Origin of the sequence: Streptococcus sp. 27098_8_23, assembly GCF_041432195.1 — a bacterium.
Taxonomy (GTDB): domain Bacteria; phylum Bacillota; class Bacilli; order Lactobacillales; family Streptococcaceae; genus Streptococcus.
Genome location: NZ_JAPVZF010000001.1, coordinates 735289 through 755141, shown reverse-complemented (window position 1 = coordinate 755141; position 19853 = coordinate 735289). Strand labels below are relative to the sequence as shown.

At 40.2% G+C, this 19853-nt stretch carries 17 protein-coding genes; 16 read left to right on the top strand and 1 reads right to left on the bottom strand.

Annotation, left to right across the window (positions count from 1 at the left end; all coding sequences use genetic code 11):
* Positions 1-134: 134 nt before the first annotated feature.
* Positions 135-950, top strand: coding sequence for an ABC transporter substrate-binding protein (locus O3652_RS03720; RefSeq protein ID WP_125413500.1), 816 nt, complete (start codon positions 135-137; stop codon positions 948-950).
* Positions 951-969: 19 nt separating this feature from the next.
* Here the strand turns inward: O3652_RS03720 and O3652_RS03715 are convergent, their stop codons facing one another.
* Positions 970-2241 (bottom strand): PLP-dependent aminotransferase family protein, encoded by a 1272-nt coding sequence (locus tag O3652_RS03715; protein WP_070567666.1) that lies wholly within the window; start codon positions 2239-2241, stop codon positions 970-972.
* A 145-nt stretch (positions 2242-2386) separates the two neighbouring features.
* Between O3652_RS03715 and budA the strand changes: the two genes are divergently transcribed.
* The 15 genes from budA to csm6 all read left to right on the top strand — a co-directional run bounded on the left by budA (position 2387) and on the right by csm6 (position 19690).
* Complete coding sequence (gene budA / locus O3652_RS03710; protein WP_125413501.1) at positions 2387-3118, top strand: acetolactate decarboxylase; 732 nt, start codon at positions 2387-2389, stop codon at positions 3116-3118.
* 9 nt (positions 3119-3127) lie between these two features.
* Positions 3128-3880 carry a YhfC family intramembrane metalloprotease gene (locus O3652_RS03705; protein WP_125413502.1) on the top strand — a complete coding sequence of 251 codons (753 nt, stop codon included), beginning with the start codon at positions 3128-3130 and terminating at the stop codon, positions 3878-3880.
* 111 nt (positions 3881-3991) lie between these two features.
* Positions 3992-4897 (top strand): UDP-N-acetylmuramate dehydrogenase, encoded by a 906-nt coding sequence (gene murB, locus O3652_RS03700; RefSeq protein ID WP_125413503.1) that lies wholly within the window; start codon positions 3992-3994, stop codon positions 4895-4897.
* 159 nt (positions 4898-5056) lie between these two features.
* Positions 5057-6214: an ABC transporter ATP-binding protein gene (locus O3652_RS03695; protein WP_125413504.1), complete on the top strand. Its 1158-nt coding sequence runs from the start codon at positions 5057-5059 to the stop codon at positions 6212-6214.
* Entirely contained in the window at positions 6195-7001 is an 807-nt protein-coding gene (locus O3652_RS03690; protein ID WP_000754114.1) for an ABC transporter permease, read from the top strand. Before O3652_RS03695 ends, O3652_RS03690 begins: the two co-directional genes overlap by 20 nt.
* Complete coding sequence (locus tag O3652_RS03685; protein ID WP_000712716.1) at positions 6998-7771, top strand: ABC transporter permease; 774 nt, start codon at positions 6998-7000, stop codon at positions 7769-7771. The genes O3652_RS03690 and O3652_RS03685 overlap by 4 nt, the downstream gene beginning before the upstream one ends.
* A complete protein-coding gene (locus O3652_RS03680) occupies positions 7768-8838 on the top strand; it encodes an ABC transporter substrate-binding protein (RefSeq protein ID WP_125413505.1) in 1071 nt (356 codons plus the stop codon). Before O3652_RS03685 ends, O3652_RS03680 begins: the two co-directional genes overlap by 4 nt.
* A gap of 2410 nt (positions 8839-11248) precedes the next feature.
* Positions 11249-11980 carry a CRISPR-associated endoribonuclease Cas6 gene (gene cas6, locus O3652_RS03675; RefSeq protein WP_125413506.1) on the top strand — a complete coding sequence of 244 codons (732 nt, stop codon included), beginning with the start codon at positions 11249-11251 and terminating at the stop codon, positions 11978-11980.
* Positions 11961-14198, top strand: coding sequence for a type III-A CRISPR-associated protein Cas10/Csm1 (gene cas10, locus O3652_RS03670; RefSeq protein ID WP_371590071.1), 2238 nt, complete (start codon positions 11961-11963; stop codon positions 14196-14198). The genes cas6 and cas10 overlap by 20 nt, the downstream gene beginning before the upstream one ends.
* Positions 14199-14579, top strand: coding sequence for a type III-A CRISPR-associated protein Csm2 (gene csm2 / locus O3652_RS03665; protein WP_125413508.1), 381 nt, complete (start codon positions 14199-14201; stop codon positions 14577-14579).
* Positions 14579-15241, top strand: coding sequence for a type III-A CRISPR-associated RAMP protein Csm3 (gene csm3 / locus O3652_RS03660; protein ID WP_125413509.1), 663 nt, complete (start codon positions 14579-14581; stop codon positions 15239-15241). Before csm2 ends, csm3 begins: the two co-directional genes overlap by 1 nt.
* A gap of 1 nt (position 15242) precedes the next feature.
* Positions 15243-16148, top strand: a complete 906-nt coding sequence (csm4, locus tag O3652_RS03655; RefSeq protein ID WP_125413510.1) for a type III-A CRISPR-associated RAMP protein Csm4 — start codon at positions 15243-15245, stop codon at positions 16146-16148.
* Positions 16145-17227, top strand: a complete 1083-nt coding sequence (gene csm5, locus O3652_RS03650; protein ID WP_125413511.1) for a type III-A CRISPR-associated RAMP protein Csm5 — start codon at positions 16145-16147, stop codon at positions 17225-17227. The genes csm4 and csm5 overlap by 4 nt, the downstream gene beginning before the upstream one ends.
* A complete protein-coding gene (locus O3652_RS03645) occupies positions 17224-18384 on the top strand; it encodes a type III-A CRISPR-associated protein Csm6 (protein ID WP_371590070.1) in 1161 nt (386 codons plus the stop codon). The genes csm5 and O3652_RS03645 overlap by 4 nt, the downstream gene beginning before the upstream one ends.
* A gap of 16 nt (positions 18385-18400) precedes the next feature.
* On the top strand, positions 18401-19690 hold the full coding sequence (gene csm6 / locus O3652_RS03640) for a type III-A CRISPR-associated CARF protein Csm6 (protein ID WP_371590069.1): 1290 nt from the start codon (positions 18401-18403) through the stop codon (positions 19688-19690).
* Positions 19691-19853: the final 163 nt, after the last annotated feature.

The following is a 19853-nucleotide window of genomic DNA, read 5'->3' as shown; positions in this document are numbered from 1 at the left end:
TAAGGCTGGTTAGAATAAATCAGTCTTCTTTTTTTATGAAAAGAATTGTTTTACAATCAAAATCTCTAAAAAGGTTGACAACTATTTTTAAAAGAGTTATAATTATTCAGAATTAACAGAAAGGTCGTTTATTTATGAAATTTAAGAAATGGATATTAGTTGTGTGTAGCATGCTTGCCAGCATGGTTTTAGTAGCTTGTCAATCCAGTACGGATAGTTCCCAGTCTGCTGTGGAGGCTATCAAACAAAAAGGAAAGCTAGTCGTTGCGACCAGCCCGGACTATGCACCGTTTGAATTCCAAGCCTTGGTAGATGGTAAAAACCAAGTGGTTGGTGCAGATATTGATATGGCTCAAGCAATTGCAGACGAGCTTGGGGTTAAACTTGAAATCTCTAGCATGAGTTTTGACAATGTCTTGACCAGTCTTCAAACTGGAAAGGATGACTTAGCTATTGCAGGAATTAGTGCTACAGATGAGAGAAAGGAAGTCTTTGACTTTTCAATTCCATACTATGAAAACAAGATGAGTTTCTTGGTTAGAAAAGCCGATTTAGACAAGTACAAGGATCTTTCAAGCCTCGCAAGTGCGAATATCGCAGCTCAAAAGGGAACCGTTCCAGAAACTATGGTCAAGGAACAATTACCAAATGCACAATTGACATCCTTGACCAATATGGGGGAAGCAGTTAATGAATTGCAGGCTGGAAAAGTAGATGCTGTTCATATGGATGAACCAGTTGCTCTTAGCTACGCAGGTAAAAACTCAGATCTTGCCGTTGCAACTGTTAATTTGACAATGAAAGATGGCGAAGCCAATGCCGTTGCTATTAAGAAGAATCAATCAGACTTGAAAGCAGTAGTCGATAAGGTTATCCAAAAACTAAAAGATGACGGAACCTATCAAAGCTATCTTGAAAAGGCAGCGAAACTAACAGAAGTTGAACAATAAGAAAAAGCAGAGTTGGACTTTAATCCAATTCTGCTTTTATGTATTCTAATAGCTCTTCTAGATTTTCAAGAGTGACTTTGGCAAACTGATAAGGGCAAGCATCCAAATAAGCCTTCTCAAAAAAGTCTAGTTTGAGTGAGCTGTGTTTCAAACTGGCAATCTTAGGATAGTGCCTCAAATCAAGCAAAAGACCATCGTGTAGAGGGTAGTGGGGCAAGGGACAGGTGTTTTCTTTAAGCACTTTCTTTATCCGAGCTTGATAGTTCTCTTGAAGGCTCAATCGAGTCAGTCGATTTTTTTCAAATAACTGGCTATCGATGTAAAGAGAAAGAGCCTTTTGCATGATGAGATTGCTGTCATAGTCCAGGATATTTTTGTAGGAAACAAAGGCCTCTTTTAGGGTATTTGGGAGAATGAGAGCGGTAATACGAAGGGCTGGAAAGAGACTTGTTGAGAAGGACTTGATATAAATGACCCGATCTTCAGTATCCAGATAGTGGAAGGTTTGGCCCTTTCTAGGATCTAGATCCCCTAAATAGTCATCCTCGACGATGTAAACACCATACTGGTTTGCTAGATCCAGAATGGCCCTTTTTTCCTGATCAGAATAGGAATGGCCAAGAGGATAGTGGAAGCGAGGAATGGTATAGAAAAACTTGATTTTTCCAGATTTAAACTGTTCTTCCAGTTCTTCAAGGTCAATGCCATCAATACGGCGTTCAATGGTCTGGTAGGCTAATCCTTGAGCGACCAAGAGACGGTTCATCCGATGGTAAGTCGGCTGTTCAACTAGAATCTCCGCTCCCTTGCTCGGGAAGTCAATCTGAGAAAGGATAAAAAGAGCTTGCTGGGTACCAGATGTTAGAACCAGTTGATCGGGTTTGCAGTAGAGGGCTTGGTCAAAGAGGAGTTGATGGACAGATTGTCTGAGTTCCTCAAGGCCTTCTTGGTTGTCATAGTAGTTGAAGAGGTAGTTTTCTCGGCCTATCAGGGTTTCATTGACACAGAGTCGGAAGTCGTCATAGGCACTGGCATGTTCGTCAGTGACTTCGATTTCCAAGTCCTGATGCTGTCCTTGCTCCAGAACATAGTAGCCACTTTGGGGTTTGGCATAGAGGTATTGTTCATGGCGTAATTCCAGTAGGGCTCGTTGGATAGTGTCCTTGCTACAGTGGAAGTCTTGGCTCAATTGACGGATGGAGGGAAGCCGGCTACCTGTTGGAAATTTTCCTGATTCGATCCCCTTTTTTAGAAAGGAAACGACTGCTTGGTATTTACTTTCTTTCTTCATTCCAGACCTCCGTTGATTTTGTTACATTGTACCTTTTTTTTGCCTCCTTTGCAATGGGAAAAGCATTTCTCCCTTTCACAACTAGGAGCAAATGTGGTATACTTAGAAAGTATAATGATTCATTGAAAAGAAGATAAGAAAGAGAATGGATAGAAAAGTGCAGGAACCGGTTAAATTATTTCAATACAATACTCTAGGTGCCCTAATGGCTGGTCTCTATGGTGGAACCATGACAGTAGGAGAATTGCTGGAACATGGTGACCTCGGCTTGGGAACTTTGGATTCGATTGACGGGGAGTTGATTGTCCTTGATGGCAAGGCTTATCAAGCTAAGGGGTCTGGTCAAACGCCTGAAATCGTCGAAGTGGCGGCGGATGCCCTTATTCCCTATGCAGCAGTGGTTCCTCATCAGGCAGAAGTGATTTTTCGTCAGCGCTTTGAGATGACAGATAAGGAATTGGAAAAGCGAATTGAGTCCTACTATGATGGAGAAAATCTTTTTCGCTCCATCAAGATTCATGGCGAATTTTCACAAATGCATGTGCGGATGATTCCCAAATCCACACCTGATACCAAGTTTGCTGAGGTTGCTACCCATCAGCCTGAATATAGACGTGAAAATGTATCGGGAACCATCGTTGGATTTTGGACACCGGAGATTTTCCATGGGGTGAGTGTTGCAGGCTACCATTTGCATTTTATCTCAGATGATTTGACTTTTGGTGGACACGTGATGGACTTTGTTATCAAAGAAGGAATGATCGAGGTTGGGGCAGTCGACCAGTTGGACCAACGTTTTCCAGTCCAAGATCGCCAGTATTTATTTGCCAAATTTAACGTTGACGAGATGAAGAAAGACATTGATAAGTCAGAATAGGAGAAAAAGATGACAGTACATATTATCCTCACCATGGTTGCTTTGGTTCTCATTCTAGTAAGTGGAACTTGGTATGCCAAAAAACGGTTTAAAATCTCTCTTGCAGTGATGGGCTTGGGAGCAATCGCATTTTTTGTTTCTTCTCAAGTGTTAGAGAAGATGGTTCACCTTCTGGTACTTCATCCGCAAAAAGATGGAACCATTCCGCTCATGCAGGAGCACCCTTTTTTATACGTCCTTTATGGAATCGCCATGGCGGCCCTCTTTGAGGAAACGGCTCGTCTTGTCTTTTTTAAATGGTTGGAGAAAAAGAGAAGGCTAGAAGATCGAGATGCTTTGGCTTATGGTTTGGGACATGGGGGCTTGGAGATGCTCTATCTCGGAATGGGAAGCTTGATCAGTTTGTTGATTCTCTTTTCACTCATTCAGTCTTCAAATACTGATGTAGCCAATCTCCTTCCAAAGACTACACTCGAAACGGTTCAGTCTCTTTCTGTATGGCAGGTTTATTTACTAGGAGTTGAACGTGTGCTTGCTCTGGTTCTACAAATTGGTCTTTCCATCTGGGTCTATCAAAGTGTCCGTCAAAAGAAATGGATCTACCTCCTTGCTGCCTATGGTTTGCATGCCTTGTTTGACTTGGCTCCAGCCTTATCTCAAGTGGGATGGATTGCAAATCCGCTTCTAGTTGAGTTTATTCTTCTCGTAGAACTTCTAGCCTTTATCTGGCTGACAAAATCTACATTTTGGAAAAAATCATAAAAAGAGGGGTGACCTCTTTTTTTATGTAAAGATAAAACAAGCTCTTTTTATGGTCGTCAAATGTCTCTAAAAATGGTATAATGGAATGAATTTTGAAAAAGGAAGAGTGACATGTCAGTAAAAGAAAAAATGCTTGAAATCCTAGAAGGAATCGATATTCGTTTTAAGGAACCCTTGAAGACCTATACCTATACAAAGGTAGGAGGTCGAGCGGATTATCTAGTTTTGCCACGCAATCGCTATGAGATGGCCCGTGTCGTCCAATTTGCCAATCAAGAGAATATTCCCTGGATGGTGCTAGGAAATGCCAGCAATATCATCGTTCGTGAAGGTGGAATCCGTGGTTTTGTCATCTTATGCGATAAGCTTAATAACGTTTCGGTTGATGGCTATACCATCGAAGCAGAAGCTGGAGCGAACTTGATCGAAACGACACGTATTGCCCTCCGTCATAGTTTGACTGGTTTTGAGTTTGCTTGTGGGATTCCTGGAAGCATCGGTGGAGCTGTCTTTATGAATGCGGGTGCCTATGGAGGAGAGATTGCTCATATCTTGCAGTCTTGTCAAGTTTTGACCAAGGAAGGGGAAATCGAGACCTTGTCAGTCAAGGACTTGGCTTTTGGTTACCGTCATTCAGCTATTCAGGATTCTGGGGCTGTTGTTTTGTCAGCTAAATTTGCTCTAGCTCCAGGGAATCATCAGGTTATCAAGCAAGAAATGAACCGCTTGACGCACCTACGTGAACTCAAACAACCTCTAGAATACCCATCATGTGGGTCAGTCTTTAAGCGTCCAGTTGGGCATTTTGCAGGACAGTTGATTTCAGAGGCTGGCTTGAAAGGCTATCGTATCGGTGGTGTGGAAGTATCTGAAAAGCATGCCGGTTTCATGATCAATGTTGCTGACGGAACGGCCAAAGACTACGAAGACTTAATCCAATCTGTTATCGAAAAAGTCAAGAAACACTCAGGTGTCACCCTTGAGAGAGAAGTCCGAATTTTGGGCGAGAAGGAATAAGGTTGGGGTAGAAAAGTTGCTGCTATAACCATTGTAAAGGGGGTGAAAGCCTATCGTGAGTGAAGATGTATGTAGGCAGTTCAATCTCCTACACGAGGTAGTAGCGGCCTGACAGAGCCCTGATCTGTTAATTTATGAAAAAGAAGGAATTTATGACAATTGAAAAAACCAATTATTGAATTCAAAAACGTCTCTAAAGTTTTTGAAGACAGCAACACCAAGGTTCTCAAAGATATTAACTTTGAGTTGGAAGAAGGGAAATTTTACACTCTTTTGGGCGCATCTGGTTCAGGAAAGTCAACCATCCTAAACATCATTGCAGGTTTACTGGATGCGACAACAGGGGATATTTTACTGGATGGGGTGCGGATCAATGATATCCCAACTAATAAACGAGATGTCCATACGGTTTTCCAATCCTATGCCTTGTTTCCACATATGAATGTGTTTGAAAATGTTGCCTTTCCACTCCGCTTGCGTAAAGTCGACAAGAAAGAAGTCGAACAACGCGTAGCGGAAGTTCTCAAGATGGTTCAGTTGGAAGGTTACGAGAAGCGTTCCATTCGTAAACTCTCTGGAGGACAACGTCAGCGTGTGGCCATTGCCCGTGCCATTATCAACCAGCCCCGTGTGGTTTTGTTGGATGAGCCTTTGTCAGCGCTGGACTTGAAATTGCGAACAGACATGCAGTATGAACTGCGTGAATTGCAACAACGATTGGGGATTACCTTTGTCTTTGTCACTCACGATCAGGAAGAAGCTCTTGCTATGAGTGACTGGATTTTCGTTATGAATGATGGCGAGATTGTTCAGTCTGGAACGCCTGTAGACATCTATGATGAGCCGATCAACCACTTTGTTGCTACCTTTATCGGTGAGTCAAATATCTTGCCAGGAACCATGATTGAAGACTACTTGGTCGAGTTTAACGGCAAACGCTTTGAAGCGGTTGATGGAGGGATGAAGCCAAATGAGCCTGTTGAGGTTGTCATTCGTCCAGAGGACTTGCGCATCACCCTTCCTGAAGAAGGCAAGCTCCAAGTCAAGGTGGATACCCAGCTCTTCCGTGGGGTTCACTATGAGATTATCGCCTATGACGAACTCGGAAACGAATGGATGATTCACTCGACCCGTAAGGCAATCGTTGGCGAGGAAATCGGTCTGGACTTTGAACCAGAAGATATCCACATCATGCGTCTCAACGAAACCGAAGAAGAGTTCGATGCTCGTATCGAGGAGTACGTAGAAATCGAAGAGCAAGAAGCAGGTCTGATTAACGCGATCGAGGAGGAAAGAGATGAAGAAAACAACCTCTAAACTCTTTGTAGTGCCCTACATGCTTTGGATTGCCCTCTTTGTCCTCGCACCCTTGGTCTTGATTTTTGGACAATCCTTTTTCAACATTGAAGGGCAGTTTAGTTTAGAAAATTATAAATCTTACTTTGCGTCACAAAACTTGACCTACCTCAAAATGAGCTTCAACTCTGTGCTTTATGCAGGGATTGTAACCTTGGTAACACTGCTCATCAGCTATCCAACCGCCCTCTTTTTGACCCGTCTCAAGCACCGTCAACTCTGGCTCATGCTGATTATCTTGCCAACCTGGATTAATTTGCTCCTCAAGGCCTATGCCTTTATCGGAATTTTTGGTCAGAATGGCTCTATTAACCAATTTTTGGAATTCATCGGAATCGGTTCGCAGCAGTTGCTCTTTACGGATTTCTCCTTCATCTTTGTCGCAAGCTACATCGAGCTTCCCTTTATGATTTTGCCGATTTTCAATGTCTTGGATGATATGGACAACAATCTTATCAATGCCAGCTATGACCTCGGTGCGACCAAGTGGGAGACCTTCCGCCATGTTATCTTCCCCCTTTCTATGAACGGGGTGAGAAGTGGGGTTCAGTCTGTCTTTATCCCTAGTTTGAGTCTCTTCATGCTGACACGTTTGATTGGTGGGAACCGCGTTATCACGCTGGGAACGGCTATTGAGCAGAACTTCCTGACCAATGACAACTACGGTATGGGTTCTACCATCGGGGTTATCCTTATCCTGACCATGTTCATCACCATGTGGGTGACCAAGGAAAGGAGAGAACGATGAAAAAATTTGCCAATCTCTACCTAGCCTTTGTCTTTATCATCCTTTATTTGCCAATTTTTTACCTGATTGGCTATGCATTTAATGCTGGCGATGATATGAACAGCTTTACAGGATTTAGTCTGAGTCATTTTAAAACTATGTTTGGTGATGGTCGCCTCATGTTGATCCTCACCCAGACCTTTTTCTTGGCCTTTTTATCAGCCTTGATTGCGACCATTATCGGGACTTTCGGTGCTATCTATATCTACCAGTCTCGTAAGAAATACCAAGAAGCCTTTTTATCACTCAATAATATCCTCATGGTTGCGCCTGACGTTATGATTGGTGCCAGCTTCTTGATTCTCTTTACCCAGCTTAAGTTTTCACTTGGCTTTTTGACGGTTCTATCTAGTCACGTGGCCTTTTCCATCCCTATCGTGGTCTTGATGGTCTTGCCTCGTCTCAAGGAGATGAATGATGACATGATTCATGCGGCCTATGACTTGGGTGCCAGCCAGTTTCAGATGTTCAAGGAAATCATGCTACCGTACCTGACACCGTCTATCATTGCAGGTTATTTCATGGCCTTCACCTATTCGCTAGATGACTTTGCCGTGACCTTCTTTGTAACAGGAAATGGCTTTTCAACTCTGTCCGTTGAGATCTACTCTCGTGCTCGTAAGGGAATTTCGCTAGAAATCAATGCCCTCTCTGCCCTTGTCTTTCTCTTTAGTATTATCCTAGTTGTTGGATATTACTTTATCTCACGTGAGAAGGAGGAGCAAGCATGAAAAAACTCTATTCATTTTTAGCAGGAATTGCAGCAATTATCCTTGTCTTGTGGGGGATTGCGACTCATCTAGACAGTAAAATCAATAGCCGAGACAGTCAGAAATTGGTTATCTACAACTGGGGGGACTATATCGATCCAGAACTCTTGGAGAAATTCACAGAAGAAACAGGAATCCAAGTACAGTACGAGACCTTTGACTCCAACGAGGCCATGTATACCAAGATCAAGCAGGGTGGAACAACCTATGATATTGCCATCCCGAGTGAGTACATGATCAATAAGATGAAGGACGAAGACCTCTTGGTTCCGCTTGATTATTCAAAAATTGAAGGAATCGAAAATATCGGACCTGAGTTCCTCAACCAGTCTTTTGACCCGGGCAACAAATTCTCCATCCCGTACTTCTGGGGAACCTTGGGAATTGTCTACAATGAAACCATGGTAGAGGAGGCACCTGAGCATTGGGATGACCTCTGGAAACCAGAATACAAGGATTCCATCATGCTCTTTGATGGGGCGCGTGAGGTGCTGGGACTCGGGCTTAACTCGCTCGGTTACAGCCTTAATTCCAAGGATCCTCAGCAGCTGGAAGAGACAGTAGATAAGCTCTACAAACTGACTCCAAATATCAAGGCCATTGTGGCAGACGAGATGAAGGGTTACATGATTCAGAATAATGCTGCCATTGGTGTGACCTTCTCTGGGGAAGCCAGCCAGATGTTGGAGAAAAATCCTAACCTCAAGTATGTCGTTCCGACTGAGGCCAGCAACCTTTGGTTTGATAACATGGTCATTCCAAAAACCGTGAAAAACCAAGATGCAGCCTATGCCTTTATCAACTTTATGTTGAAACCCGAAAATGCTCTGAAAAATGCGGAGTATGTAGGTTACTCAACACCCAACCTACCAGCTAAGGAAATGCTCCCAGAGGAGACTCGTGAGGACAAATCCTTCTATCCAGACGATGATACCATGAAACACCTAGAAGTTTATGAGAAGTTTGACCATAAATGGACAGGAAAATACAGTGACCTCTTCCTACAGTTTAAAATGTACCGGAAGTAGGAGTTATCAGTTATGAAACGAATCAGTAAAGCTGGTTCGTTTTTGTATTAAAAAAAATTTATATTTGGGCTTGACAAAAAGAATTTTAATGATAAAATAGTATCCTTTATACATTTAGGAGGAATAAAAAGGTATGTGATTAATTTGGTATTCAGAAATGAAAACACTTTCAAAATATGGTATACTAATATTAGTTCCCAATAGGTTATATCTCCCTATCTCCCTCGCGAGTGGACGGAAACATCGGCTGAAAAAGAGTGACATTTCCTTTTAATTTACGGTAAGTATAGATACCTACCTACCTCTCGAGGGGGACGGAAATGCATGTTTTTCGGGCTTCACATCAGGAACTGAGACAGTATATCTCCCTATCTACCTCGCGAGGGGCCGGAAACCTACTTAGGAACGCCTTCACCTGATAGAAAACATCTGTATAAGAACCTAACTACCTCGAGAGGGGCCGGAAACAAGTTTTGTCGAAGCACATTTTTAGGTTCTACAATGTATAGCTACCTATCAACCTCGCGAGGGGCCGGAAACGCCATGTAACCATCTTCGTCGAACCAGTACCGCTTACGTATAGGTGCCTATCTACCTCGTGAGAGGCCGGAAACCAGTTGCCAGTATAGCGATCATGCTTCACATCTAACTTGTATAGCTCCCTATCTACTTCGAGAGGGGCCGGAAACTCATTAATTCTTTTAATTAATTGTTTGTTTGTATTGTATAGATACCTATCAACCTCGGGAGGGGCCGGAAACTCGGGTGGCTGCATTATGTCTCTGTCATAATCAAACATGGTATAGCCCCCTATCTACCTCGAGAGGGGTCGGAAACTGTAAGCCATTGTTAGGCTTGAACGTACAAGACACAGTATAGATGCCTATAAACCTCGCGAGAGGCCGAAAACTAATAGTTATTCACTAACACTTTATAAGTGTTGTCGTGTATAACCACCTATCTACCTCGTTAGGGGGCCGGAAACTGTAGACGTACTACTGTACTGTTAGACTGACTGAAAAGTATAGATATCTATCCACCTCAAGAGGGGCCGAAAACAGATGATGGATCATATTCCTATCAGCTTCATTTTCACATTGTATAGATACCTGTCTACCTCGAGAGGGGCCGGTAACAGAATAAGCTTAGCAATAGAAGCCCAATCGTGATATAGTATAGATACCTATCTATCAACCTCTAGAGAGGACGGAAACTGAATCAGCAGTAAATGTTGAATATGGTTTGTAGTCAGTATAATACCTATCTACCTCGAGAGAGGCCAGAAACAATTAATTTTTTCATTTTTAGTTCCTTCTTTCTTTGTATATCACCCTATCTACCTCGCGAGGGGCCGGAAACACGCTTCTTTGGTTGCGTTAGTTTTAAGAAGTAGGTCTAGTGTATAGATACCTATCTACCTCGAGAGGGGCCGGAAATGCTTGTGATTTTGAACCATATTCTAGTTTCATATTTCCTTATAGCTCTCTATCTACCTCGCGAGGGGCCGGAAACAATGTACCAACGCTCGCTTTTCTTGTCATACGTTCCGTATAGATACCTATCTACCTCGCGAGGGGCCGGAAACTGATTGTATGTGCAATACTGATGTGTCTTGATGGTATAGAACCCTATTTACCTCGCGAGAGGCCGGAAATCCCCACCTCATTCCTTTAATACCATGGTGTTGAAAAGTATAGAACCCTATTTACCTCGAGAGGGGCCGGAAACCATACTTGCTGATGTTCCAGTATTCGGAAGTGATGGCTGGTATAGATACCTATCAACCTCGCGAGGGGCCGGAAACTAAACCACCTTTACTCTTCAGACAATGAAATGATTGATGGTATAGATACCTATCTACCTCGAGAGGGGCCGGAAACTATTCCAATGGTGTCCCTTCAAAGCTAATAAGTCCTATAGATACTTATCTACCTCGAGAGGGGCCGGAAACATGTCAGATTCACTGCTACCGATAATGCGCTCATAGAGGTTTGGTATAGCCCTCTATCCACCTCGCTAGGGGCCGGAAACTATTTCGTTGTGATCAATCCGTCTGGTTCAATGGTGAAGTATAGCTCCCTATCTACCTCGGGAGAGGCCGGAAACTCATAAGCGTACTTGTACGCACCACCAATCGAGCGATCTATATACCTCCCAATATACCTCGCAAGGGGCCGGAAACTAGAACGGCAGTTCTTCGTCGCTAATGTCAATAGGAGTATAGATACCTATCAACCTCGAGAGGGGCCGGAAACAGAAGCGGGATATCTTCCAATGGCAATTCAGGGATTTTATAGATACCTATCTACCTCGAGAGGGGACAGTTTCATAAGGGCAAAGGATTCCAAAAGTAAAAGAAAAAAGCGCTCATGAGAAAGCAAAAGCGCAATTGTATCAATAAAGGAGGCATATGAAACACATCGAACTATCATTTAAGCGGATTGACCAATCACCGAGCGATCTGTCGACAAAATTCCAAGGTTTTCTCATGGAAAACCTAGCACCAGACTATGTGACTTGGCTACATGAGCAGGAGACTAACCCCTACTCACTAAAAATCATCCATCAAAAGGACAAGACCCTGTGGTCCCTTCATCTCCTGACGGATGAGGCTGTCAAGCAGATTTTGCCTGTTCTATTGGAGCTCAAGAAAGTAGAACTTCATGATTTGCCGACTCTCATGGTGGAATCTTTCTCCATGCAAGATCTCAGTTCAGAGCAACTCTTTGAGTTTTTTAATGAAAACCAAGATCGGTCACTCTATACCATTCATTTTCAAACTCCGACAGGATTTCGCTCTCAGGGAGAGTACGTGCTCTTTCCTAGCATGCGTCTCATCTTTCAGAGTTTGATGATGAAGTATGCACGTCTGATCGAGAATCGTCAGGACATCGAAGAGGAAACCCTGGACTATTTGGTCAAGCATAGTAGGATTACCAGTTATCGATTGGAGTCCAGCTATTTTAAAGTCCATGGCAAAAAAATCCCTGGTTTCAGGGGGAAATTGACCTTTAAAATTACAGGTCCAAATACCTTGAAAGCATATGCCAATATGCTTCTAAAATTTGGGGAGTACTCAGGTCTCGGTATGAAAACTAGTTTAGGGATGGGAGGTTTAGAACTTGAAGAAAGAAAAGATTGATTTAGTTTATGGATCGCTTTTGCACGCTATCGGCAAGGTGATTCAAGGTTCCAGGTATGATCAGAAAGACCTAGGTACCATTGGGTCCGAATGGTTTAGACGCTTTTCGGATAATGAAAAAATAGCCCAGCAGATAGCCAAGGCGACTTCTAGTGATCTGCCGACGGACTTAACTCTTGATAGTTTGGTCTATATCACGTCAGCTGCTGCAAAGATTGCTTCAGGCCTAAAAGGAGCACCAGATACTCATGGAGGTAAAGAAGATTTCCTAAGTAAACAATCGGATATCTTCAATGTATTTTCAGATAGCTCTAGTCAGCGTTATCTTGATGCGCGTCCATTAGAGCTTGACGGGGAGCCAAACTATGCTAAGGAATCGAGTGAGCCGTCTGACAAGTCAGACTATGACTTGATAGTAGCGACCTTAGAAAAAGAGTTTGAGAGATTTGACTTTAGCCAATCTGAGATAGATGCCCTTTTGAATCTCCTTGAGTCTACTCTTTCCTATGTACCTGTTTCGACAAGAACCAAGGGATTATCAGATATTTCTCTAGCAACCTACAGTCGTCTGACAGCTGGCTTTTCCCTAGCTATAGAGGACTATTTAGCAGACAAGAATTGCCGTGACTATGAGAAGGTACTGGGACAGGATTTAGAAGCTTTTTATAGCGAAAAAGCCTTTTTATTAGCAAGTTTTGACCTGTCAGGGATTCAGGATTTTATCTACAATATCGCAACAGCTGGTGCAGCTAAGCAACTAAAAGCACGTTCCTTGTATCTAGATTTTATGGGGGAACATATCGCTGACAGCTTACTGGAGAAGTTAGAGCTTACGAGGGCTAATCTTCTCTACGTCGGTGGAGGGCACGCCTACTTTATCCTTCCAAACACCGAAAAAACTAGAGAAACCTTGGCTAGCTTTGAAGCAGAATTCAATCAGTTTTTGATCAAGCATTTCCAGACAGGTTTGTACGTAGCATTTGGTTGGAGTCCGTTTTCTTCCAATGATATGACAACGACACTGGCCGACTATCGAAAAGTCTATCAAACAACTAGTCGGATGATTTCCCAAAAGAAAATTTCTCGTTACGATGCCAAAACTCTCCTTGAACTCAACCAAGGAGGAAAAAGCTCCCAGAAAGAATGTGCAATTTGTCACTCAGTCGAAAAGCTTACCAAGTATAAAGATCAAGAGGTCTGCCATATCTGTGCAGGGATGTATCGCTTTGCCAAGGAAATACAAGAAAACTACTATATTGTGACAAAAGAAAAAGGCCTGCCGATAGGTCCGGGAGCCTATATTAGTGGTATTTCCAATGCCGACCTTGCTAAAGAAGAGTGGGACCGTATTTATGTAAAGAATAGCTATAGTACAGATATCCTAAAAGCAACCCATGTCTTTGTCGGAGATTACAAGTATGATGAGATTTACGAGTATGCTAAACTATCTCAGGAGTCTGGTCAAGGTATCAAGCGTCTGGCAGTCGTTCGACTAGATGTGGATGACCTAGGAGCAGCCTTTATGGCTGGATTCTCCTATCAAGATGGTGGCAAGTATAATACTCTGGCACGCTCGGCGACATTCTCTAGAAGTATGAGTCTCTTCTTTAAGGTCTATATCAACCAGTTTGCCAAAGAGAAAAAACTATCAATCATCTATGCCGGTGGAGATGATGTATTTGCTATCGGTTCCTGGCAGGATGTTATTGAGTTCACCATTTGTCTCCGACAAAACTTTATCAAGTGGACAAATGGCAAATTAACCCTATCAGCAGGGATCGGCCTCTTTCCAGATAAAACTCCGGTTAGCCTGATGGCTGAAGAAACTGGTAAGTTAGAAGGAGCAGCCAAGGATAACGACAAGGATAGTATTTCCCTTTTTGAAAAAAATTATACCTTGAAGTTCGACCAATTCATTAACAATGTTTATAATGGAAAACTTAAGAGTATCCGATACTACTTTAATATTCAAGATGAGCGAGGAAAAAGTTTTGTATACAGACTGATTGAGCTCCTTCGTAACTACGATCGTATGAATATTGCTCGATTAGCTTATTATTTAACTCGTTTGGAAGACCAGACACCTAAAGACAAAAAAGAAGTGTTTAGAAAGTTCAAAGATTTATTCTTTTCTTGGTATAAAGGTAGCGACAATGAACGTAAGGAAGCAGAGATAGCTTTACTTCTATATATTTATGAGATTAGAAAGGATTCATAGATGGCAATTTTAACAGATAATAATTACGTAGATAAGGCAGAAAAGGTTATTAAATCATTGAATCGAAATACTAGGAATTTTAGAAATCCTGATGCATTCCTTTTAACAACTACACAAATTCGAAATCTACTAAATTTAACTAGTAATCTTTTTGATGAAAGTAAGATCAGAGAGTATAAGGAATTGGCTGATAAAATCGCTTATTTGAGAGTGCAGTTTGTTTATCAAGCAGGAAGAGAAACTTCTGTGAAAGATTTAGTAGAAAAAGCTGAAATATTGGATGCTCTCAAAGAGATCAACAATAAAGAAAGTCTCCAACGCTTTTGCCGATATATGGAAGCTTTAGTGGCCTATTTTAGATTTTACGGAGGGGAAGATTAATGACATTTGCAAAAATTAAAATAACAGGACAAATTCGTCTAGAGACAGGACTTCATATTGGAACAAGTAATGCCTTTGCAGCAATTGGGGCTATGGACTCACCTGTGATTAAAGATCCAATTACGAACTTACCCATTATCCCGGGTTCAAGTATCAAAGGGAAAATGCGTACCCTTCTAGCAAAAGTATATAATTCTAGACTAGCAAAGCAACCAGGAGAAGATGGGGAAATTCTAAGTCGACTATTTGGAAATAGCTCATCTAAGCGCGATAAAATAGGTCGTTTAATTTTTCGCGATGCATTTTTATCTAATAAAGATAAACTTGATAGCTTAGGCGCAAAGATTTATACTGAAGTAAAATTCGAAAATACCATTGATCGTATCTCTGCTGTAGCTAAACCGAGACAAATTGAACGTGCTATCCGAGACAGTGTCTTTGGATTTGAGTTGATCTATGAGGTGACAGACAAGAGTCAAGCTCAAGTAGAAGAAGACTTCAAAGTGATTCTTGATGGATTAAAACTGTTGGAACTTGATTATTTAGGCGGTTCAGGCTCTCGTGGATATGGTAAGGTTGCTTTTGAGAATCTTAAAGCAAATACAGTTTTCGGAAACTATGATGTTAGTAGATTGAATGAACTTTTAACTACGGAGGTCTAGTATGACCTACAAGATGTATATTATGAACTTCCATACTGCTCACTTCGGAGCAGGCAGTTTGGATAGTTCTAAAATGACTTTTGCAGCGGACCGATTGTTTTCAGCCTTAGCTATAGAAGCAAAAAAAATGGGCAAAATGGAGGAATTTGTATCATTAGCAGGTCTAGATGGATTCGTTTTGTCAGATGCATTTCCTTATCAGTCAGGCCCATTTTTACCTAAGCCGATAGGATTTCCAAAGTTTGATCAGGCAGATTTAACGACAGATGTCAAAGAAGTGCGACGCCAAGCGAAAATGGCAAAGAAACTTCAGTTTATTCCTCTAGATAAATTTGATTCTTATGTAAATGGAACTCTTTTTGAAGACGCAGAACATGGAGTAACAAACATCGTCACTAAAAACCAACCTCACGTGGATGGAGCTCTTTATCAAGTTTCTACAGTTCGATTTGCAGATAAGTCTGCTCTCTATGTGATTGCTACCGAATCTGAACTCTTAAATGAACTCATGACAAGCTTGCAGTATACGGGGATTGGGGGCAAACGTTCCAGTGGCTATGGACAATTTGATTTGACTATATTAGATTTACCAGATAGCTTCAAAAATCGTCTCACCAAGTCCCATCAAGGACCTGTCATGACCTTGACGACTTCTCTACCAGTCGAAAAGGAACTTGAATATGCTATGGAAACTGGTTCCTATTTACTAAGTAAATCAAGTGGTTTTGCTTTTAGTACAGAAACTAATGAAAATTACCGTAAGCAGGATTTATATAAGTTTGCTTCTGGATCTACTTTCTCTGAAACCTTTACAGGACAGATTATAGATGTAAGACCTCTTGATTTCCCACATGAAGTATTAAGTTATGCTAAACCATTATTTTTCAAGATGGAGAGAGAAAGATGAAAACAGAGTATAGAACCTTTCAATTCAGCCTCCTAGCCATGGCTCCTATCCATACTGGCAGTGGTGATAAGTACACATCTCGTGAATTTATCTATGAAGATGGGTACTTTTATTTCCCTGATATGGGTAAGTTTTATAATCGAATGGTGGAGAAAGGTTATGATCAGAAGTTTGAGCGCTTTTTACAAGAGAGAAAGGCAAGTGCCAGTAATAATCGTTTGATTTCCTTTTTAGAGGATAACCGTATTTCTGACCGTGATTTTGGTGGTTATAGGATTAAAGAGACTGGTTTTGAAACCGAAATGAACTACATTGATTCCAAGTTAGGTACTATTAATGAAGTAGCAAAGTTTATGAGAGACCCTTATGGTAATCCTTATATACCTGGTAGTTCGTTAAAGGGAGCCATTCGAACTATTTTGATGAATACCAATCCTGCCTGGAATAATAAAAAGGTGGTTGATACTAGAGGTAAGAATCCTAAGGAAAATAAAAATATGATTCCTTGGGTGCCTAAGAAGGGTAAAGAATTCAATAATATATTTAATGCCATTCGTGTTAGTGATAGCAAACCATTTAGAAATGACAGTCTTATTTTAGTTCAAAAATGGGACTGCTCAGCCGAATCGCCAACAGTAAAATCTTTACCTCTATATCGAGAAGCTATTGCTCCTTTGACTAAAGTAGAATTTACAATTACCACAACTACAGCAGCATCGGCAACTTTAATTGAAAAACTTGAAGATAAGGCACTAGAGTTTTATAGGGGTTATAAAAACTTTTTCCTAAAGGATTTTCCGGAAGATAAGATTCAAGATAATATTGACTATCCTATCTACTTGGGTGCTGGTAGTGGAGCTTGGACGAAAACAATTTTTAAACAAGCAAATGGAATTTTACAAGAACGTTATGAGAATAGCAGAACCACTAGGATGGTTGGAAAGGGAGTCTTGAAATTAACAAAAGCCCCTATCCTTGTGGAAGATGACTCTGTTCAGCCTTCCATATTAATAAAAAATGATGAATCCTTCTATGAAATGGGTAAGGCGAACTTTATGATTAAGGAGATTACTAAATGAAGGTTTTGATTTCGGCAGTGGGTGATACAGATCCTATACGAAATTTTCACGATGGAGCTTTAGTACATATTGCGAGAAAATACCGTCCAGATAAAATTATTGTTGTTTTTTCAGAGAGAACAATTAGTAAGAAAGATGATATTGAGAAAGTGATTCGTTCTATTGATTCTGAATACCTCCCAGAGATTGTATACCATGAACCAATTATTTTAAACAATGAAGTACATATTTTTGATACAATGTATGATCAGTTTGAATCAATTATTCAGCAGTATTATACGAAGGATGATGAATTACTTTTAAATCTTTCAAGCGCAACACCACAAGTAAAAGCAGCACTTTTTATAATTAATAGACTCAGTGAAATAAACGTTAAAGCTATACAAGTTCCAACTCCCGTAAATGATTCAAATGAGAATGTGCCTCACGACAATGTTGAAGATATAGATATTCTCATTGATACAAATGAAGACAATGTTGAAGATTTTGTAGATCGTACTCTAGAGGATGAGTCTGAAAAATTCTTACACGCCTTAATGAAAAAAACTTTACGTGATTTTATAAAAAAATATGATTATAAAGCTAGTTTAGAGATCGCAAATCAATTGCCTGATTTCCCTGGTTTGAAAGACTGTCGCAAAAAATTACAAGATATTGTCGATTCATTAGATAGGCAAGCTGTACCTCAAGTCCTCCAAAAGAAAAAATGGAGCGAAGAACAGAAAAAAGTATTAAATGCTTATTTGACTATTGATTTGCAAAAAGAACGTGGTAATTTTAGTGAAGGTCTGATTAGAATTAAAAACCTTACAGAGTTTATCTTAGATGACTATATCGAAAATCGTTATCCAGGATTTCTGGATAATTACGCGAACGATTCAGTGAAATATTATATCGGGATTTGGGATTATGACAAGATCCTTCAAGAAAAAAGAGAGTGGATATTGCATAATAAAATCAAACCGATTTTGAGAATGAACAAAACACGAAATACGATAGCTCATAAATTGGATTCACTAGATTCTGAGGAACTTAAACAGTTAGGTCCAGTTCTAAAAGCCTTAAAAGGGCTAATCAAGGAACAGTATCAACTTACTGAAAAGGATTTTAATTTTTACAAGGATTTTAATAAAGAATTATTGGAATTACTGAAATAATGAGAGGTAGAATATCTTGGAAATTTTAATTTCAGCAGTTGGAACGACAGATCCGATAAGTTATAATCGAGATGCAGCTTTATTACATATTGCTCGAACTTACAGACCCGAACAGATTGTTTTGGTTTATAGTGAAGAAATGTTAGTAAAAAATAATCTAGTTGAGAAAGCATTATTTTCAATAGAGGGTTATCATCCTAAAGTGGTTATTGAATCAATCATATTGAAAAATGATGAAGTCTATCTATTTGATAAAATGTATGAAGTGATGGGGCAGATTATAGAAAAATATTCTGGAACAGATCATCAATTAATCTTAAATCTCTCCTCAGGGACACCTCAGATTATTTCTGCTTTATTTGCCTTGAATCGAATTAATGATTATAATACGCAGGCCATACAGGTTGCAACACCTAACAAATCAGCAAATAGGAAGTATGTACCACTTTCAAGTGAAGATGAACAGAAGCTTTTTTACGAGAACGAGGATAATCAAAAGAATTACGAAGATCGTACAATCAAAGATGAAGCTGAAAAATTTAATCAGTCTCTTATCAAGCGACACTTAAGAAATTTAATCTCTTCTTATGATTATCTTGCTGCGGAAGAATTAGTTACTAGAAAAGAATACAATAAATTACTTTCTAAAAAGAAATTAGCTCGTTTAAGAGACATATTAAATGATTTTGTAAAAGTATTTAAAACTCAAGCGATTTTAAAAGATATTCAGGGATATTCACTCACAGAGGTTGAGAAAAAAGCTCTTAATTACTTTTTAATGATTGAAGTTTTGAAAGAGAGAGGGCAGGTTGCTGATGTCTTAATCAAATCAAAGTCTTATGTAGAATTTATCATCGAGGAGAAGATAAAGAAAGATTATCCAGATTTAATCAAATATGATGGTACTTTTCCAAAGTTAAATGAAGAATACAATGATTTTGAAGCTATTTTAGATTTCATTGATCTAGAATTTAAGAAATCTAAGGGTATAAAAGATGAGAAGGAAAGAATTTATTCTCCTCAGTCAACCTTAAATCTCTTATCTTATGAAAATATTCTATCTTATTATCAAGTTTCTCCTGAATTACTTAAGTCCATAAAGTTAATAAATAGCTTAAATGGTGAGAGAAATAAGGTGGCACATGGCTTGTCAGAGATTGATAGTAAACTAGTCAATTCAAAGAAATTGCAACAGACTATAGATACGTTGCGCTTTATTTTACAAGATACATTTGAGATTGATGATAACTATTTCTCTTGTTACCAAACACTCAATAATGAAATGCTTGACTTACTTCGTCAATAATATACTTTATCAATAAGTCTTTTTTTGCTGATGATACATATAATGAGATTGCATGTGCCTGCTTTCCCAGTTGACGCAGAACCCAAAAAACGATATAATAAGAAAGTTGAGAATTGATTTTCAGTTATCTTAGTCCAGAGAAATGGCGGTGCTGCGAGCCATC

What these genes read in the sequence shown, in the direction of transcription:
- csm2 (WP_125413508.1), top strand. Translation starts at nt 14,199, where the DNA reads ATGGCAATTTTAACAGATAATAATTACGTAGATAAGGCAGAAAAGGTT.
- csm5 (WP_125413511.1), top strand. Translation starts at nt 16,145, where the DNA reads ATGAAAACAGAGTATAGAACCTTTCAATTCAGCCTCCTAGCCATGGCT.
- csm4 (WP_125413510.1), top strand. Translation starts at nt 15,243, where the DNA reads ATGACCTACAAGATGTATATTATGAACTTCCATACTGCTCACTTCGGA.
- O3652_RS03715 (WP_070567666.1), bottom strand. Translation starts at nt 2,241, where the DNA reads ATGAAGAAAGAAAGTAAATACCAAGCAGTCGTTTCCTTTCTAAAAAAG.
- O3652_RS03645 (WP_371590070.1), top strand. Translation starts at nt 17,224, where the DNA reads ATGAAGGTTTTGATTTCGGCAGTGGGTGATACAGATCCTATACGAAAT.
- cas6 (WP_125413506.1), top strand. Translation starts at nt 11,249, where the DNA reads ATGAAACACATCGAACTATCATTTAAGCGGATTGACCAATCACCGAGC.
- O3652_RS03680 (WP_125413505.1), top strand. Translation starts at nt 7,768, where the DNA reads ATGAAAAAACTCTATTCATTTTTAGCAGGAATTGCAGCAATTATCCTT.
- csm3 (WP_125413509.1), top strand. Translation starts at nt 14,579, where the DNA reads ATGACATTTGCAAAAATTAAAATAACAGGACAAATTCGTCTAGAGACA.
- O3652_RS03685 (WP_000712716.1), top strand. Translation starts at nt 6,998, where the DNA reads ATGAAAAAATTTGCCAATCTCTACCTAGCCTTTGTCTTTATCATCCTT.
- O3652_RS03720 (WP_125413500.1), top strand. Translation starts at nt 135, where the DNA reads ATGAAATTTAAGAAATGGATATTAGTTGTGTGTAGCATGCTTGCCAGC.
- budA (WP_125413501.1), top strand. Translation starts at nt 2,387, where the DNA reads ATGGATAGAAAAGTGCAGGAACCGGTTAAATTATTTCAATACAATACT.
- O3652_RS03690 (WP_000754114.1), top strand. Translation starts at nt 6,195, where the DNA reads ATGAAGAAAACAACCTCTAAACTCTTTGTAGTGCCCTACATGCTTTGG.
- O3652_RS03705 (WP_125413502.1), top strand. Translation starts at nt 3,128, where the DNA reads ATGACAGTACATATTATCCTCACCATGGTTGCTTTGGTTCTCATTCTA.
- murB (WP_125413503.1), top strand. Translation starts at nt 3,992, where the DNA reads ATGTCAGTAAAAGAAAAAATGCTTGAAATCCTAGAAGGAATCGATATT.